At 38.5% G+C, this 16,695-nt stretch carries 18 protein-coding genes; all 18 read left to right on the top strand.

Features of this window, described 5'->3' with window-relative positions:
- Position 1 precedes the first annotated feature (1 nt).
- The 18 genes from ftsY to topA all read left to right on the top strand — a co-directional run bounded on the left by ftsY (position 2) and on the right by topA (position 16,581).
- Positions 2–994 (top strand): signal recognition particle-docking protein FtsY, encoded by a 993-nt coding sequence (gene ftsY / locus LS684_RS08090; RefSeq protein ID WP_233811102.1) that lies wholly within the window; start codon positions 2–4, stop codon positions 992–994.
- Between the two features lie 144 nt (positions 995–1,138).
- Positions 1,139–1,471, top strand: a complete 333-nt coding sequence (locus LS684_RS08095; protein WP_233811103.1) for a putative DNA-binding protein — start codon at positions 1,139–1,141, stop codon at positions 1,469–1,471.
- A 12-nt stretch (positions 1,472–1,483) separates the two neighbouring features.
- Positions 1,484–2,839, top strand: a complete 1,356-nt coding sequence (gene ffh / locus LS684_RS08100) for a signal recognition particle protein (RefSeq protein WP_233811104.1) — start codon at positions 1,484–1,486, stop codon at positions 2,837–2,839.
- A 139-nt stretch (positions 2,840–2,978) separates the two neighbouring features.
- On the top strand, positions 2,979–3,251 hold the full coding sequence (gene rpsP / locus LS684_RS08105; protein WP_233811105.1) for a 30S ribosomal protein S16: 273 nt from the start codon (positions 2,979–2,981) through the stop codon (positions 3,249–3,251).
- Between the two features lie 7 nt (positions 3,252–3,258).
- Positions 3,259–3,489, top strand: coding sequence for a KH domain-containing protein (locus LS684_RS08110; protein ID WP_233811106.1), 231 nt, complete (start codon positions 3,259–3,261; stop codon positions 3,487–3,489).
- Positions 3,490–3,667: 178 nt separating this feature from the next.
- Complete coding sequence (locus tag LS684_RS08115; protein ID WP_233811107.1) at positions 3,668–4,054, top strand: YlqD family protein; 387 nt, start codon at positions 3,668–3,670, stop codon at positions 4,052–4,054.
- Between the two features lie 11 nt (positions 4,055–4,065).
- Complete coding sequence (rimM, locus tag LS684_RS08120) at positions 4,066–4,584, top strand: ribosome maturation factor RimM (RefSeq protein ID WP_233811108.1); 519 nt, start codon at positions 4,066–4,068, stop codon at positions 4,582–4,584.
- A complete protein-coding gene (trmD, locus tag LS684_RS08125) occupies positions 4,584–5,318 on the top strand; it encodes a tRNA (guanosine(37)-N1)-methyltransferase TrmD (RefSeq protein WP_233811573.1) in 735 nt (244 codons plus the stop codon). Before rimM ends, trmD begins: the two co-directional genes overlap by 1 nt.
- Positions 5,319–5,457: 139 nt before the next feature.
- Positions 5,458–5,802, top strand: a complete 345-nt coding sequence (gene rplS, locus LS684_RS08130) for a 50S ribosomal protein L19 (RefSeq protein ID WP_233811574.1) — start codon at positions 5,458–5,460, stop codon at positions 5,800–5,802.
- 251 nt (positions 5,803–6,053) lie between these two features.
- Entirely contained in the window at positions 6,054–6,614 is a 561-nt protein-coding gene (gene lepB / locus LS684_RS08135) for a signal peptidase I (protein ID WP_233811109.1), read from the top strand.
- A gap of 16 nt (positions 6,615–6,630) precedes the next feature.
- A complete protein-coding gene (gene ylqF, locus LS684_RS08140; RefSeq protein ID WP_233811110.1) occupies positions 6,631–7,479 on the top strand; it encodes a ribosome biogenesis GTPase YlqF in 849 nt (282 codons plus the stop codon).
- A 120-nt stretch (positions 7,480–7,599) separates the two neighbouring features.
- On the top strand, positions 7,600–8,373 hold the full coding sequence (gene rnhB / locus LS684_RS08145; protein WP_233811111.1) for a ribonuclease HII: 774 nt from the start codon (positions 7,600–7,602) through the stop codon (positions 8,371–8,373).
- A 15-nt stretch (positions 8,374–8,388) separates the two neighbouring features.
- A complete protein-coding gene (locus LS684_RS08150; RefSeq protein WP_233811112.1) occupies positions 8,389–10,260 on the top strand; it encodes a hypothetical protein in 1,872 nt (623 codons plus the stop codon).
- Positions 10,257–10,553 (top strand): EscU/YscU/HrcU family type III secretion system export apparatus switch protein, encoded by a 297-nt coding sequence (locus tag LS684_RS08155; RefSeq protein WP_233811113.1) that lies wholly within the window; start codon positions 10,257–10,259, stop codon positions 10,551–10,553. The genes LS684_RS08150 and LS684_RS08155 overlap by 4 nt, the downstream gene beginning before the upstream one ends.
- 286 nt (positions 10,554–10,839) lie before the next feature.
- A complete protein-coding gene (gene sucC / locus LS684_RS08160; protein ID WP_233811114.1) occupies positions 10,840–12,000 on the top strand; it encodes an ADP-forming succinate--CoA ligase subunit beta in 1,161 nt (386 codons plus the stop codon).
- 70 nt (positions 12,001–12,070) lie between these two features.
- Entirely contained in the window at positions 12,071–12,973 is a 903-nt protein-coding gene (gene sucD, locus LS684_RS08165) for a succinate--CoA ligase subunit alpha (protein ID WP_233811115.1), read from the top strand.
- Between the two features lie 137 nt (positions 12,974–13,110).
- A complete protein-coding gene (gene dprA, locus LS684_RS08170) occupies positions 13,111–13,989 on the top strand; it encodes a DNA-processing protein DprA (protein WP_233811116.1) in 879 nt (292 codons plus the stop codon).
- 516 nt (positions 13,990–14,505) lie between these two features.
- Positions 14,506–16,581 (top strand): type I DNA topoisomerase, encoded by a 2,076-nt coding sequence (gene topA, locus LS684_RS08175; RefSeq protein ID WP_233811117.1) that lies wholly within the window; start codon positions 14,506–14,508, stop codon positions 16,579–16,581.
- Positions 16,582–16,695: the final 114 nt, after the last annotated feature.

Raw genomic sequence — 16,695 nt, forward strand, 5'->3', positions numbered from 1 at the left:
AATGAGCTTTTTTAAAAAGTTGAAAGAAAAAATTACCCAACAAACGGAATCTGTTACAGAAAAGTTTAAAGACGGTCTAACGAAAACGAGGGATAATTTCACAGGTAAGGTGAATGATCTTGTAGCAAGGTATCGTAAGGTAGATGAAGAGTTCTTTGAGGAACTAGAAGAAATTCTAATTCAAGCTGATGTTGGCTTTGATACCGTAATGGAACTAATTGATGAGTTAAAATTAGAAGTGAAAAAGAAAAACATCCAAGACCCAGTTGAAGTACAAAGTGTGATATCTGAAAAGCTTGTCGATATTTACCAAAGTGGGGATGGTTCGACCGAAGAGCTCAACATGCAGACAGAAGGATTAACTGTCATATTGTTTGTTGGTGTTAATGGAGTAGGGAAGACAACAACGATTGGAAAGCTTGCACACAAGTTTAAAAGTGAAGGCAAAAATGTTCTACTAGCTGCAGGTGATACGTTCCGGGCTGGTGCTATTGAACAGTTAGAGGTTTGGGGTGAGCGTGTCGGTGTGAATGTAATCAAACAAGGCGCAGGATCAGATCCGGCAGCCGTCATGTTCGATGCGATTCAAGCCGCAAAATCAAGACAAGCAGATGTACTTTTATGCGATACAGCTGGAAGACTACAAAATAAAGTAAATTTGATGAAAGAACTCGAAAAGGTTAAAAAGGTAATTGAAAGAGAAATTCCTGGTGCTCCACATGAGGTACTTCTTGTTCTAGATGCTACCACTGGACAAAATGCCCTTGTTCAAGCAAAAACATTTAAGGAAGTAACAAATGTAAGTGGAATAGTTTTAACAAAGCTTGATGGTACGGCTAAGGGTGGAATTGTTTTAGCAATTCGAAACGAGCTGCAAATTCCAGTTAAATTTGTCGGACTTGGAGAAAAAATGGATGACCTCCAAAAATTTGATCCAGAGCAATATGTTTATGGTCTCTTCTCAGATCTAGTTGAGAAAGAAATCGTAGAGTAGGTCATCATCGAAGAGCTATTGTGAATAAAGCCATGCACAATGCATGGCTTTATTCACATAGTCAAGATATTTTCTTGACATAGATAATCGATATGTGTAAACTAGGTTTGTAAAGGCTTTTCACTTAACAAGGGGGATGGAGCCATGCTGGAAAAGACGACACGAATGAATTACTTATATGATTTCTACCAGTCGTTATTAACACCGAAGCAGCGTAGCTATATGTCCCTGTACTATTTAGATGATTACTCACTTGGGGAAATTGCTGAAGAGTACCAGGTCAGTCGGCAAGCAGTGTACGACAACATTAAGCGTACGGAAGCTATGCTCGAAGAATACGAAGAAAAGCTGGTATTATTTCAAAAGTTTCAAGAGCGAAGTAAACTGATTCAAGAGTTGAAAGAGGTTCTAAAAGAAGAATCCCCATCGACGCAGATGATCATTGATTCGATAACTGAGCTTGAGAAATTAGATTAGGAGGCGGCGTACATGGCATTTGAAGGTTTAGCCGACCGACTGCAGAATACGATACAGAAAATCCGTGGAAAAGGGAAAGTGACAGAAGCGGATGTAAAAGAGATGATGAGAGAAGTTCGCTTAGCTCTTTTAGAAGCAGACGTTAACTTTAAAGTAGTTAAAGAGTTTGTGAAGAAAGTGAGCGAGCGTGCGATTGGTCAAGAGGTGCTCCAAAGTTTAACACCTGGCCAGCAAGTCATCAAGGTTGTTAAAGAAGAATTAACAGAGCTAATGGGTGGAGAGCAGAGCAAAATTGCAGTTGCCAATCGCCCGCCAACAGTCATTATGATGGTTGGTTTGCAAGGTGCTGGTAAAACAACCACTACAGGTAAATTAGCAAACTTATTACGTAAGAAATACAACCGAAATCCGATGCTAGTTGCTGCGGATATTTATCGCCCAGCAGCGATCAAACAGCTTGAAACGCTTGGGAAACAGCTAAATATGCCTGTTTTCTCAATGGGAGATCAAGTTAGCCCGGTTGAAATTGCAAAACAAGCAATTGCTAAAGCTAAGGAAGATCATAATGATTACGTCCTTATTGATACAGCTGGGCGATTGCATGTAGATGAAGCGTTGATGGATGAGTTAAAGCAAATTAAAGAACTCAGTCATCCAGAGGAAATCTTCCTTGTTGTAGATTCAATGACTGGTCAAGACGCTGTCAATGTCGCCCAAAGCTTCAATGAACAGCTTGGATTAACAGGTGTTGTTCTTACAAAGCTAGACGGTGACACTCGTGGTGGAGCGGCTTTATCAATACGTTCAGTAACACAAACGCCAATTAAATTTGTCGGTCTTGGTGAAAAGCTGGACGCATTAGAAGCATTCCATCCTGAAAGAATGGCTTCCCGTATTCTTGGTATGGGAGATGTACTGACACTAATTGAAAAAGCTCAGGCAAATGTGGATGAAGAAAAAGCGAAGGAACTTGAAAAGAAAATGCGTACAGCATCCTTCACTTTTGATGATTTCTTAGAGCAACTTGGTCAAGTTCGCAATATGGGACCGCTTGATGAACTGTTAAAAATGATGCCAGGAGCAAATAAAATTAAAGGATTGAACAATCTTCAAATTGATGAGAAACAAATTGCTCATGTAGAAGCAATTATTCAGTCAATGACCAAAGAAGAGAAAATTCATCCTGAAATGATTAATGCAAGTAGACGTAAACGAATTGCAAAGGGAAGTGGTACATCTGTCCCGGAAGTCAACCGTTTGCTTAAACAATTTGAAGATATGAAGAAAATGATGAAACAAATGACGGGAATGCAGCAAAAAGGTAAGAAAAAAGGTGGACTAAAGCTACCTTTTAATCCTTTTGGTTGATGTTTCTCGACTATGGATTGATCAATTTCCTCATTCCATTTAAATATTTTCAACTGTAAAGAAAAAACACTTTACAAACCAATTAACAATCTGATATTATACTATCTTGTGTGAAACTATTCGGAGGTGCTTATTTAAAATGGCAGTAAAAATTCGTTTAAAGCGTATGGGAGCAAAAAAATCTCCTTTTTATCGTATTGTAGTAGCAGATTCTCGTTCACCACGTGATGGACGTTTCATCGAAACAGTAGGAACTTACAACCCAGTTGCTCAACCAGCAATCGTTGATATCAACGAAGAGCTTGCTCTTAAGTGGTTACAAGATGGAGCAAAACCATCTGACACAGTTCGCAACTTATTCTCTAAACAAGGCATTATGGAGAAATTCCATAACGCTAAATATAGCAAATAATTAGCGAATGAAGGATCTGATCGAAACGATCGTTAAGCCTCTTGTTAATCATCCTGAACAAGTGCATGTAGATGTTCTTGAGGATGATCAACGAATTACTTATCAATTATCTGTTCATCAAACGGATATGGGGAAAGTAATTGGAAAACAGGGGCGCGTTGCAAAGGCCATACGGACTGTTGTCTATGCAGCAGGAACTTCTCAACATAAGAAGATCTTTTTAGAAATTAAAGAATAAACTCATCATTCTAAATGATTTCTTAGAATGATGAGTTTACAACTAAGAAAAGGAGGGGGATCCCCTCCTTTTTTTACAATTATTTTTCCTATTTGTATCCCTATGAATAGTATCAGAAATTCGTCTGAAGACACTTTTCAATCAATTGCCTGACCATCCCTATACTGGAGGCGTGAATATGAAAATACTTCAAACAGTTGTTGTTAAACAAGTGTTAACGGAAAAGAGTAAACAAAAGCTACTGGATGAATATCATGCGAAAAAGCTGCAGATTCAAAAAGAGTGCGATCAACTTCGGTTTGAAATGAAGAAGCTAGAAAAAGCAAATCGCTTTCAATCGAATAGCTTAAAGAACCATTTTGAAAAAGAAGTCGACATGCGACAAGAAAAGTTAAAATTATTAGAGTTTCAAATCGAACAATTACATATTCTAGAATTAGGAAGCGAACTCAAGGAAAAAGAAGTTCAAGCCATTATTGATGTGAACGAAGGAGATCGTTGGGACGAGCTCTTAAATCATAAAACGATTGTCATTAAAGACGGAATAGTTGACGAAATACGCTAGAGGTGACATATATGGAACGTTGGTTTAACGTTGGTAAGATTGTAAATACACATGGAATTAAAGGAGAGGTAAGAGTAGTCTCTCGTACAGACTTTGCGAATGAACGGTATAAGCCGGGCAATACGTTATATTTGTTTATGCCTAATGCGAGTGATCCAATATCTTTATCTGTTACGACTCATAGGCAGCATAAGTCATTCGATCTCTTAACCTTTGAGGGATTCTCTAATGTAAATGAAGTAGAAAAGTTTAAGACCGGTGTTCTAAAAATTCCTGAAGAACAATTAGGCACGTTAGAAGAAAATGAATATTATTTCCATGAGATCATTGGCTGTGAAGTTGAAACAGTTGAAGGAGAACTTATCGGGAAAATACATGAGATCTTAACCCCTGGAGCAAATGATGTTTGGGTGGTCAAAGGAAAAGCTGGTAAAGACCTGTTAATCCCTTATATCGAGGATGTTGTGATGAAGGTTGATCCTAAGGAGAAAAAAGTAATAATCGACCCGATGGAAGGTCTGTTATCATGATGAAAATTGATGTACTAACACTTTTTCCAGAGATGTTCGAAGGGGTTTTAGGACATTCGATATTGAAAAAAGCCGCCGAATCGAATGCTGTTAAATATGATGTTCACAACTTTCGTCAGTTTGCGGATAATAAGCACCAAACAGTTGATGATTATCCGTATGGCGGCGGGGCTGGTATGGTTTTAAAGCCTCAGCCAATTTTTGATGCGGTTTCTCATATACAGGCAGAAGCAAAACAATCAAAACCTCGCATAATTCTCCTATGTCCACAAGGCCAGCGTTATACACAAAAGAAGGCAGAAGAATTAGCAACAGAAGATCATTTGATTTTTATTTGTGGTCATTATGAAGGATATGATGAGAGAATACGTGAGCATTTAATTACCGATGAACTATCGATAGGTGACTTTGTTTTAACAGGTGGAGAACTTGGTGCGATGGTAGTCATTGATAGCGTTGTGCGCCTCTTACCTAATGTCCTAGGCAATGAAGAATCTCATATGAAAGATTCATTTAGCACTGGCTATCTTGAACACCCCCATTATACAAGGCCAGCTGATTTTAGAGGGATGAAAGTTCCAGATGTATTAATTTCTGGGAATCATCGTCTGATTGAGGAATGGCGAGCAAGAGAGTCGCTGAGAAGAACTTATAAGAGAAGACCTGATCTGTTAGAGTCTATTGTCTTATCAGAGCAACAAAGGAAATGGCTTGATGAATTTAAAAACGAATAACAGAGTATTGATACAAACATTAAAATATGGTATGATAATCTTTGTGACTTAGGCTATACATGGTTTGAGTCCTAATAAACGATGTTCCGCTGTATATAAGAAAGTATGTATGAGCATCTGTGAGAAGGAGAAGGAAAATATGCAAAGCTTAATTCAAGAAATTACAAAAGAACAACTTCGTTCAGACTTACCAAGCTTCCGTCCTGGAGATACTGTACGTGTACACGTAAAAGTTATCGAGGGTACTCGTGAACGTGTTCAGGTATTTGAAGGTGTTGTTATTAAGCGTCGTGGTGGCGGAATCAGCGAAACTTTCACAGTACGTAAGATTTCTTACGGTGTTGGTGTAGAGCGTACATTCCCAGTACACACTCCAAAAATCGCGAAGTTAGAAGTAATCCGTCGTGGTAAAGTTCGCCGTGCGAAACTTTATTACCTACGTAACCTACGTGGTAAAGCTGCTCGTATTAAAGAAATTCGCTAATCCATTAAGTGCTAGAAAAGGCGCTATATATGGTCTGGTTTTAGCTAGTGCTTAACACAATCTAGCATTTGAAAAGGGGCTTGTTGAACAAGCTCCTTTTTCATACGGTTTAAGGGTATTTCGATTCATATGTTGTATATTTCAATCATGTAAAACCTTTGAAAAAAGAAGAATCCCATCGTGTTTAAATGATGAAATTTCTGTAAAATAAACATATACATATATCCAAATGGAGAATGGTGGGGAATTTAATGGCAAAAAAGAAAAATGAGCTTTGGGAATGGACAAAGGCACTCGTAATCGCTGTGCTATTAGCAGCAGTAATCCGTTATTTTCTGTTCGCGCCTATTGTCGTTGATGGTCTCTCAATGATGCCGACGCTTCACGATCAGGATCGCATGATTGTGAATAAGTTCAGTTATACGATTGGAGAGCCAAAGCGATTTGATATTATTGTATTTCATGCACCAGAAAACAAAGACTACATAAAACGAGTAATTGGATTACCAGGTGATAAAGTAGAGTATAAAAATGATAAGCTATATATAAATGGAGAAGCATATGAAGAACCATATTTAGACGAATACAAGGCGGATGTGGTAGATGGCCCACTGACAGAATCTTTTACCCTTGAGGAGACACCTGTAGGACAAGCAACAGTACCAGAAGGGCACTTGTTTGTTATGGGGGATAATCGTAGGTATAGTAAAGACAGTCGTCATATAGGAGCAGTCTCAATGGAAGAAATATTAGGTAAGACGAATATGGTCTACTGGCCGATTGAAGATGCACGGATAATAAAACATAAATAGTACGGAGGTGACGGTCTTGACAATACAATGGTTTCCAGGACATATGGCAAAAGCCCGTCGACAAGTTACAGAAAAATTAAAGCTTGTAGATATTATCTTTGAATTAGTAGATGCGAGAATTCCTCGATCATCTCGAAATCCAATGATTGATGAAATTATCCAACAAAAGCCTAGATTGGTTCTATTGAATAAAGCGGATATGGCAGATAAAGAAATTACTAAAGACTGGATTGCTTATTTTAAAAGACATCAAATTCCTGCTCTTGCAATTAATTCGCAGGATGGAGTTGGGATGAAGGAAATTGTAGCAGAATCCAAGCTCATTTTAAAAGAAAAGTTTGATCGTATGAAGGCAAAGGGAGTTAAGCCTCGTGCCATACGAGCGATGATTGTCGGAATTCCGAATGTGGGAAAATCTACATTGATTAATCGCCTAGCAAAGAAAAATATTGCCCAAACTGGCAATCGACCAGGTGTTACAAAAGCACAACAATGGATTAAAGTAGGGAAAGAATTAGAATTGCTAGATACACCTGGAATTCTATGGCCGAAATTTGAAGATCAGGAAGTCGGATTAAAATTAGCTTTAACTGGTGCAATCAAAGACACGATTTTAAATTTACAGGATATTACCATCTACGGTCTTCGATTTCTTGAAAAGGCTTATCCAGAGCGATTACAAGAACGATATAAGCTTGAAGGCATTCCAGACGAGATAGTGGAGGTATTTGATCAAATCGGAAAGCTTAGAGGCTGTCTGATGTCAGGTGGAGAGGTTGACTATGATAAGGTATCTGAACTAGTCATTCGAGAAATCCGAACAGAGCTATTAGGACCTCTCACATTTGAAAAACCAGAAGCATAATTGTTACAGATATAAATTATCGGGGTGACAAGCATGGAAACGTCTCATGCTTAATCACCCCTTTATTTTTTTTTCTTAGAACCGATAAACATAGTAAGTAGATAATAGGAGAAGAAACAAATGAAGAGTCAAACGATTGGTCAAATTGAAGAGATTCTCTCTTCAAATGAAGAAATAGAAGAAAGTCTACTAAAAGAACTTCAGCTTGATAGCCGAAAAGGTGTGCAGCAAGCATTAAAAAAATGGCTGAAAAGAAGGGATTTAAAAGAGCGTGAAACCCATTTGTTTTACGCAATGTCTAGTTACGAACAGAAGCTGCGTTTACAAGGGTATGAGCATATTGCTGGGGTGGACGAGGTTGGAAGAGGCCCGTTAGCAGGTCCTGTAGTGGCAGCGGCTGTCATTCTGCCAGCAACCTTCTATTTACCTGGAATAAATGATTCGAAAAAGCTATCTGAATCGAAACGAGAGCAATTATATGAATGCATTCTGAAGGAAGCGGTAGCTATAGAGGTTGGTATGGTTCAGCCAGAGGAGATTGATAGAATCAATATTTATGAATCTACAAAAAAAGCGATGTATTCCGCCATTTCAGGCTTGAAGAAAATGCCAGATTATCTATTGATTGATGCAGTTAAGCTTGAATTACCATATCCCTACGAAGCATTAATTAAAGGGGATGAAAAAAGTATATCAATTGCAGCAGCTTCAATAGTAGCTAAGGTGACGAGAGACCGAATAATGAAGGAGTTGGCGAAAGAGTATCCACAGTATGGCTTTTCTAACCATATGGGGTATGGGACGAAGGAGCACTTGCATGCCATTACACAATGGGGAATTACCTCTCATCATCGGAAAAGCTTTGCGCCAATTAAAGACTCTATTAAGAATTAAAGAAGGTGATGCTTTTTGGCAGGAACAAGTTTGATCCAAGGATTATTCAAACAAGATGTAAATCTGTCAAAAAACTCGATAACGTTTCGGCCAGGACAGATTTTAAATGGGAAAGTAATAAAGCTATATCCAAACCATATGGCCGAGGTCCAAATCGGATCGACAAAGGTTGTTGCAAAGCTGGAAACGCCATTAACAGCCAACGAGCGGCAGTGGTTTCAAGTAGTGCCAAGTAGCGACGGTCAAGTGGTCCTTAAAGCATTGAAGCTACCGCAAACGCCTATGAATAGGGAGGCATTAACCTTTGAAGCATTATTGAACAAGCTTGGGGTTCAATCGAACAAGTTAAGTCAGGAAATTGTACGTTTCTTTATTCAAGAGCAATTGCCTGTTTCTAAGGATACCATTAAGCTAGCTTCAGAGTGGCTTAAAAATAGTGATTCCCCCAAAGAGGGTTTAGATGCCATTAAACAAATCCTTGTTCGACAGCTTCCTTTTACAAAGGATGCTTTCACGTCCATTTTATCGAATGTTCAAGGGCAACCGATGCATAAAATGCTCGAGGGACTAAATCTAGCATTAAAAGCAGAACTAGGGAATACTAACCAGGCGCTTCCTCTGCTATTAGATGAATTAACAGCTTCAAACAAAGAAACAGTGGGGAATAAATTAGCAAATAGTCTAGTAAATAATTGGCTTAATGTAAAAGATCAAAGTAGCTCACAAGCCGCTTTTCGAGTGCTGCAAACGGCAGGGCTTCTACCAAGCATGATGAATGAAGGTCAACTTCTTTTGCAAGGACTTCAGTCTCTATTAAAAGAGCACCAGGCACCTCGTATATTAAATGGAAATAAAGCGGAACTTCTTAATGTATTAAACGTAGCCATTCAAAGTGGGAAAGCCATCGACTCTAAACAAGTGAGTATGAACGTTTTGAAGGAGTTACATAAGCTTATACCATCTCTCCCTTCTCAAACCGAATCGATTAAAAACGCTGATTTAACATTGACTATAAAGCAAGCAATGCAAGTGGTAATGACAGATGGAGGTAGCAATGGAAATCAAACATCCAACATACTAAAATGGTTTCAACATCTTGGGCAATTGCCATTTGATCAAGGAGTCTCTGAGTTAATTAAGCTGACTGTGGAAGTCACTGAGTCTCCATCTACTTTGATAAAAGGGGATATTGAGAAGTTACATTCCATTATGAAAGAAATCCAACGCGAATCGATTCAGTGGAACAACGGGGAAAGTATTAAGGAAACGTTAATGAGCTTAGTAAAGAAAATGGGTTATTCCTTTGATCACGACGTGGTAAACCAACTAAAAAATGCAAACGACCAACAACTAAAGTCTTTTGACACACTGAAGCCACATCTGCTTCAATTACTAAATGATGACCCACCATTACCGATTAGAGAAGGGGCAGAAAAGCTTTTACAGAAAATCACTGGATTTCAGCTATTATCTCAAGAAATAGGACCACTTCAGCAATTTGCTGTCCAAGTACCTATCTCTTTTTGGGATAAAACTACCGACTTAACCATGCAATGGAGTGGAAGAAAGAAAGAAAATGGAAAGATTGACCCTGATCATTGTCGTGTGATTTTCTATTTAGAGCTAGAGCATTTAAAGGATACGGTCATAGATATGCAAATTCAAAACCGAATTATTCAGGTAAATATTATGAATGAGACGGAGCAACTGCAGCAACTTGCTGGTCCTTTACTAGTCCAATTAAAGGAAAAACTTGCTGAACATCAATATCAACTTTCGTCTGTTCAATTTCATCACCCAAAGAATCCTCAGCAAATGATAGAAAAAAAGCATAACCCGATCATCTTTGCACCGAGTACTTATAGTGGAGTGGATATAAAGATATGAGTCAAAAAGAGAAAATCCAAAGACATGAAGCGGTTGCATTAGGATATAATCCAAATGAAGGTCAATCTCCAAAGGTGCTTGCAAAGGGGAAGGGACTTGTAGCTGAAAAAATCCTAGAAAAAGCAAAAGAAAATAAGGTACCCATTCAAGAGGACCCTTCGTTAGTAGAGTTACTTAGTAATTTGAATATTAACGAAAATATACCTGAGGAGCTATATCAGGCAGTTGCTGAAGTGTTTGCTTTCGTCTATCGATTAGATCAACAGATAGAAAAAAGAGACCAGGTTAGATAAACCAAGAAGAGGCTTAGAATGAAAACGTTCGGAGCCTTTTTTCGTGAGACCATATATATTTAAATTATCAAGCTGATGCTAGAAATATCCTAAAATATTTTTATGGAAAAATAATTAAGAACCCCTAATTTATGTTTTTACCATTAACAAAGTGCTTTTATACTAATTATTTTTTAAAAATTTTTAAATATATATAATATTTTACTCTTAATGGTAGACAAGGTATGTGTCATTATATAAAATGAAAGCGCAGTCTATTTTTTAGAGTTTGATAGGAGGATGGGAAATGAATATTCATGAGTACCAAGGGAAAGAAATCCTCAGAAAATACGGGGTAGCGGTTCCGAATGGAAAAGTAGCTTTTACTGTTGAGGAAGCTGTAGAAGCAGCTAAGGAGCTTGGCACAGAAGTATGTGTGGTAAAAGCACAAATACACGCAGGTGGACGCGGAAAAGCAGGCGGAGTTAAGGTTGCTAAAAATCTTGATGAAGTTCGTACATATGCAAATGAAATTTTAGGAAAAACATTAATTACGCATCAAACTGGACCAGAAGGTAAAGAAGTAAAGCGCTTACTTATTGAAGAAGGCTGCGATATTAAGAAGGAGTACTATATCGGTTTAGTATTAGACCGTGCTACTTCTCGTGTAGTTTTAATGGCTTCAGAAGAAGGCGGTACAGAAATTGAAGAAGTAGCAGAAAAAACACCTGAGAAGATTTTTAAAGAAGAAATCGATCCAGTTGTAGGTTTATCTGCATACCAAGCACGTCGTATTGCATTTAACATCAATATCCCGAAAGAATTAGTAGGTCAAGCTGTTAAATTCATGATGGGATTATATAGTGCATACATCGAAAAAGATTGTTCGATTGCGGAAATCAATCCATTAGTTGTTACAGGTGATGGAAAGGTTATGGCATTAGATGCAAAATTAAACTTTGACTCAAACGCATTATACCGTCAAAAAGACGTTCTAGAATATCGTGACCTTGAAGAAGAAGATGCAAAGGAAATTGAGGCATCTAAATATGATTTAAGCTACATTTCCTTAGATGGAAATATCGGATGTATGGTTAACGGAGCAGGGCTTGCGATGGCAACAATGGACATTGTGAAGCATTACGGTGGGGACCCAGCTAACTTCCTAGATGTTGGGGGCGGTGCAACAGCTGAAAAAGTTACTGAGGCATTCAAAATTATCCTTTCTGATAAAAATGTTAAAGGTATTTTCGTCAATATCTTTGGCGGAATTATGAAGTGTGATGTCATTGCTACTGGAGTAGTTGAAGCTGCAAAGCAAGTTGGACTTTCAGTTCCATTAGTTGTTCGTTTAGAAGGTACAAATGTGGAACTTGGTAAGAAAATTCTTGCAGAGTCTGATGTTAGCATTATTGCTGCAGAGTCAATGGCTGACGGAGCACAAAAGATTGTTTCATTAGTAGGTTAATTGAACAGTACTGCCAATTGGAGGAAAATGTCTAGATTGGTATGACCTGATATTAGAAAGGGGAATAGACGTGAGCGTATTTATTAATAAAGACACGAAAGTTATTGTCCAAGGGATTACAGGTTCAACTGCCCTTTTCCATACAAAGCAAATGCTTGAATACGGCACTAAGATTGTTGGAGGAACGACTCCAGGTAAGGGCGGTATGGAAGTAGAAGGAGTACCTGTATTTAATACTGTAAAAGAGGCTGTAGAGGCAACAGGTGCAACAGCATCAGTTATTTACGTTCCAGCTCCATTTGCTGCAGATGCTATTCTTGAAGCGGTGGACGCAGAGCTTGATTTAGCTATCTGTATTACAGAGCATATCCCTGTTTTAGATATGGTTAAAGTTAAGCGCTATATGGAAGGAAAGAAAACTCGCCTGGTAGGACCTAACTGCCCTGGTGTAATTACACCAGAAGAATGTAAAATTGGAATCATGCCTGGATACATTCATACAAAAGGTCATGTAGGAGTGGTGTCTCGTTCTGGAACATTAACATATGAAGCGGTACATCAATTAACACAAGCTGGGATTGGACAATCTACTGCTGTAGGGATTGGTGGAGATCCAGTGAACGGAACGAACTTCATCGATGTATTAAAAGCATTTAACGATGATCCAGAAACATATGCAGTTATCATGATTGGTGAAATCGGAGGAACGGCAGAAGAAGAAGCTGCTGAATGGGTAAAGGCAAATATGACAAAACCTGTTGTCGGCTTTATCGGTGGACGTACAGCACCTCCAGGAAAGCGTATGGGCCATGCTGGTGCAATTATCTCTGGTGGTAAAGGTACTGCAGACGAAAAGATCCGCGTGATGAATGAATGTGGGATTGAAGTGGCTGATACTCCATCTGTGATGGGTGATACATTAATTAAGGTCTTGAAAGAAAAAGGACTTTATGAGCAGTGTAAAACACACTAATTTAAAGTAAAATAGTCCCTCTATACGAGGGGCTATTTCCTTATCCTCTCGACAAAAACCCACAAATTTCTCTCCTGCAAATATTGTTTGTATTTTCCACCTCTCCAAAAAATCTATCCTATAAAGGAGGTTCGTTTATGAAAAAATTAAAAGAACAGCTAATCTACCTTCATCATTGTAAGGGGATGGGCTGGGAGTCGATTTATAAGCTATTAAAATCAGACCCAAGTTTGAAATCAATTCAACATATGGAAATAAAAGAGAAACAATTGACATTACATCACTCACACCTTCCTCGAACAATTTCTACTAGACTTGAATCCCCTTCAGAATCCATTCAGGAACAAATTCGACAATATGCGCTAAACGGCATTCAATGCATAACGATATTTGACGAACAATACCCAAGTTTATTAAAAGAAATCTATCAACCCCCATGGGTCCTTTATGTGAAAGGAGATCCTAGCCTTTTTCACAAAGGACTAAAGCTTGCAGTTGTTGGCTCTAGACAAGCGACCGCATATGGCAAAATGGCAATAAAAGAGATCATTCCAAAACTAGTAGAAAAGAATGTAATCATCGTAAGTGGTTTAGCAACGGGAGTGGATGCATTAGCACATGAAACAGCAATAAACTGTGGAGGCAGTACAATAGGAGTGATCGCTGGAGGTCTGTTTCATATATATCCAGAACAGAATAAAGCGCTTGCTTTAAAGATCATGGAACATCATTTGCTTATTTCTGAATATCCCCCAAATACAAAACCATCCAAATGGCAATTCCCAATGAGAAATCGGATTATTAGTGGCTTATCAGGAGGTACGTTCATTGTTGAAGCGAAACGAAAAAGTGGTTCGTTAATTACTGCAAACTATGCGTTGAATGAAGGGAGAGAGGTATTTGCTTTACCTGGTCATATATTTAGCCCCTATTCAGTAGGAACGAACGACCTGATTAGACAAGGTGCAAAGCTTGTCACAAGTAGTGAAGATATTCTAGAGGAATTCGATTATTAGCCATGAAATTCAAGAAAAATGTTCATTATTATGTATTTAATTTATCTTTTTTTAGAATGATTGTTGTTTAACACCAGGAGAGATTCCCTTCATCATAGGAAGGCTATCAGATTGGAGCGGAAGGATGCGAGAAGCCTGCGGGAGGTATGGGACAGATGAGACCTCACAGCTGAAACCGTGGATGTTCACCGCGAGCCCCCGCGGCAAGCCAGTATGCTGAAGCCACCCCCCATGTTTCAAAGCAAAAATGAATAAGAAATCGGTCTTAAAATAAAATAAATGGAACCTAACTTAACAAGTAAATTTAAGTTTTTCTTACAAAAAGGTTGAAATTATTAGGAATCTGTTATACATTTTGCAACAGGTATCTAAAATTGTAATAAGAGTGGTAAACATACTTAACGATTCGTATTAATTTGTAAACGGTTGCGAATGGACTTTATAAACCATTGACAATTTTAACCGAATCGTTCAATAATAATGGTATTTTACAATCCCTCTTAAGGAGGACAACTAATGTCAGATTATCTTGTCATCGTTGAGTCGCCAGCTAAGGCGAAAACGATTGAACGATATTTAGGTAAGAAATATAAAGTAAAAGCATCAATGGGACACGTTCGAGATCTTCCCAAAAGCCAGATGGGAGTAGATATAGAGCATAACTTTGAACCGAAGTACATAACAATTCGCGGAAAAGGTCCTGTGTTAAAAGAATTGAAAACCGCAGCAAAAAAAGCGAAGAAAATCTATCTTGCGGCTGACCCCGACCGCGAAGGAGAGGCAATTGCTTGGCATTTGGCACATAGTTTAGACATTGATACTGCTTCTGACTGTCGTGTAGTTTTTAATGAAATTACAAAGGATGCGATTAAAGAATCGTTTAAACATCCTCGCCCAATAAATATGGATTTAGTCGACGCACAGCAAGCTCGAAGAATCCTTGATCGACTTGTGGGCTACAACATTAGTCCATTACTTTGGAAAAAAGTAAAAAAAGGGCTAAGTGCTGGCCGAGTTCAGTCAGTTGCTGTCCGACTAATAATTGACCGGGAAAAGGAAATTCAAGATTTTGTTCCAGAAGAATACTGGTCCATTGAAGGTGAATTTCTTAAAGGGAAGGAAACCTTCCAAGGAGCGTTTTATGGTGTAGGAAAGAAAAAGCTCGAATTGAAATCCGAAGATGATGTAAAGCATGTACTTAGCCAGATGGATGAGAGTGCATTTAAAGTGACATCCGTCTCCAAAAAAGAACGGAGAAGAAATCCAGCAGCTCCTTTTACTACCTCTTCTCTCCAACAAGAGGCTGCTAGAAAACTGAATTTTCGAGCAAAGAAGACGATGATGCTCGCTCAGCAGTTATACGAGGGGATAGACCTTGGCAAAGAAGGAACAATTGGATTAATCACTTATATGAGAACAGATTCAACTCGAATCTCTGAGGTTGCTCAAGTAGAAGCAGCCACTTTAATTGAAGGAAATTATGGAAAAGACTTTCTTTCTAAAGATAAGCGCAGTGAAAAAAAACAATCTAATGCACAGGACGCTCATGAAGCTATTCGTCCAACAAGCGCCATGCGTGAACCTAGCAGCTTAAAAGAATTCTTATCTAGAGACCAATTAAGATTATACAAATTAATTTGGGAACGCTTTATTGCTAGCCAAATGGCACCAGCTGTAATGGATACGATGAGTGTTGACTTACAAAATGGAGAAGTGATTTTTCGAGCAACTGGCTCAAAAGTGAAGTTTCCAGGTTTTATGAAAGTATATGTAGAAGGTTCAGATGACCAAAAGGAAGAGAAGGACAATATGCTTCCCAATCTGAAAGAAGGCGATGAGGTATTCAAGAAAGATATTGAACCCAAACAGCATTTCACTCAGCCCCCTCCGCGATATACGGAAGCAAGATTGGTAAAAACACTTGAAGAGTTAGGAATTGGTAGACCTTCTACCTTCGCACCAACGCTTGATACGATTCAGAAAAGGGGTTACGTCGCCCTAGATAATAAACGTTTTGTTCCAACTGAATTAGGAGGAATCGTACTAGAACTAATCTTAGAGTTCTTCCCAGATATTTTAGATGTTGAATTTACCGCAAAGATGGAACAAGACCTTGACTTTGTTGAAGATGGAAAAACAAATTGGGTAAAGATCATTGATGACTTTTACCGAGATTTTGAAAAGCATTTAGATAAAGCAGAAAAAGAAATGGAGAAAGTTGAAATTAAAGATGAGCCTGCTGGCGAAGATTGTGAACAATGCGGCAGTGAAATGGTCTTTAAAATGGGTCGCTATGGGAAATTCATGGCATGTAGCAACTTCCCAGAATGCAGAAATACAAAACCGATTGTAAAAGAAATCGGTGTGAAGTGTCCGAAGTGTAAAGAAGGAAACTTAATCGAGAGAAAGAGCAAAAAACGCAGAATCTTCTATGGTTGTGACCAATTTCCAGAATGCGATTTCATTTCATGGGATAAGCCACTTCCGAGAAGCTGTCCGAAATGTGAAGCGTTACTCGTTGAGAAGAAACTTAAAAAAGGTGTTCAGGTACAATGTATCGAATGCGATTATAAAGAGAAACAGCAAAGCTAGGGGTACGAAAGTGCTCGCTCATTTGCATACAAAAAGGTGCTCGGGTATTTTTTGCCTAAGCACCTTTTTTGTGGTTCAAAGTATCCCCATGTATACATGTCTGGAGTTAGCTAA

It is taken from the genome of Cytobacillus spongiae (assembly GCF_021390075.1).

Bases quoted from the DNA above. Each gene is read 5' to 3' on its own strand.
- ffh (WP_233811104.1), top strand. From the start codon at position 1,484: ATGGCATTTGAAGGTTTAGCCGACCGACTGCAGAATACGATACAGAAA.
- rpsP (WP_233811105.1), top strand. From the start codon at position 2,979: ATGGCAGTAAAAATTCGTTTAAAGCGTATGGGAGCAAAAAAATCTCCT.
- LS684_RS08155 (WP_233811113.1), top strand. From the start codon at position 10,257: ATGAGTCAAAAAGAGAAAATCCAAAGACATGAAGCGGTTGCATTAGGA.
- LS684_RS08095 (WP_233811103.1), top strand. From the start codon at position 1,139: ATGCTGGAAAAGACGACACGAATGAATTACTTATATGATTTCTACCAG.
- dprA (WP_233811116.1), top strand. From the start codon at position 13,111: ATGAAAAAATTAAAAGAACAGCTAATCTACCTTCATCATTGTAAGGGG.
- trmD (WP_233811573.1), top strand. From the start codon at position 4,584: ATGAAAATTGATGTACTAACACTTTTTCCAGAGATGTTCGAAGGGGTT.
- rplS (WP_233811574.1), top strand. From the start codon at position 5,458: ATGCAAAGCTTAATTCAAGAAATTACAAAAGAACAACTTCGTTCAGAC.
- rnhB (WP_233811111.1), top strand. From the start codon at position 7,600: ATGAAGAGTCAAACGATTGGTCAAATTGAAGAGATTCTCTCTTCAAAT.
- topA (WP_233811117.1), top strand. From the start codon at position 14,506: ATGTCAGATTATCTTGTCATCGTTGAGTCGCCAGCTAAGGCGAAAACG.
- rimM (WP_233811108.1), top strand. From the start codon at position 4,066: ATGGAACGTTGGTTTAACGTTGGTAAGATTGTAAATACACATGGAATT.
- sucC (WP_233811114.1), top strand. From the start codon at position 10,840: ATGAATATTCATGAGTACCAAGGGAAAGAAATCCTCAGAAAATACGGG.
- ftsY (WP_233811102.1), top strand. From the start codon at position 2: ATGAGCTTTTTTAAAAAGTTGAAAGAAAAAATTACCCAACAAACGGAA.
- lepB (WP_233811109.1), top strand. From the start codon at position 6,054: ATGGCAAAAAAGAAAAATGAGCTTTGGGAATGGACAAAGGCACTCGTA.
- LS684_RS08110 (WP_233811106.1), top strand. From the start codon at position 3,259: ATGAAGGATCTGATCGAAACGATCGTTAAGCCTCTTGTTAATCATCCT.
- LS684_RS08115 (WP_233811107.1), top strand. From the start codon at position 3,668: ATGAAAATACTTCAAACAGTTGTTGTTAAACAAGTGTTAACGGAAAAG.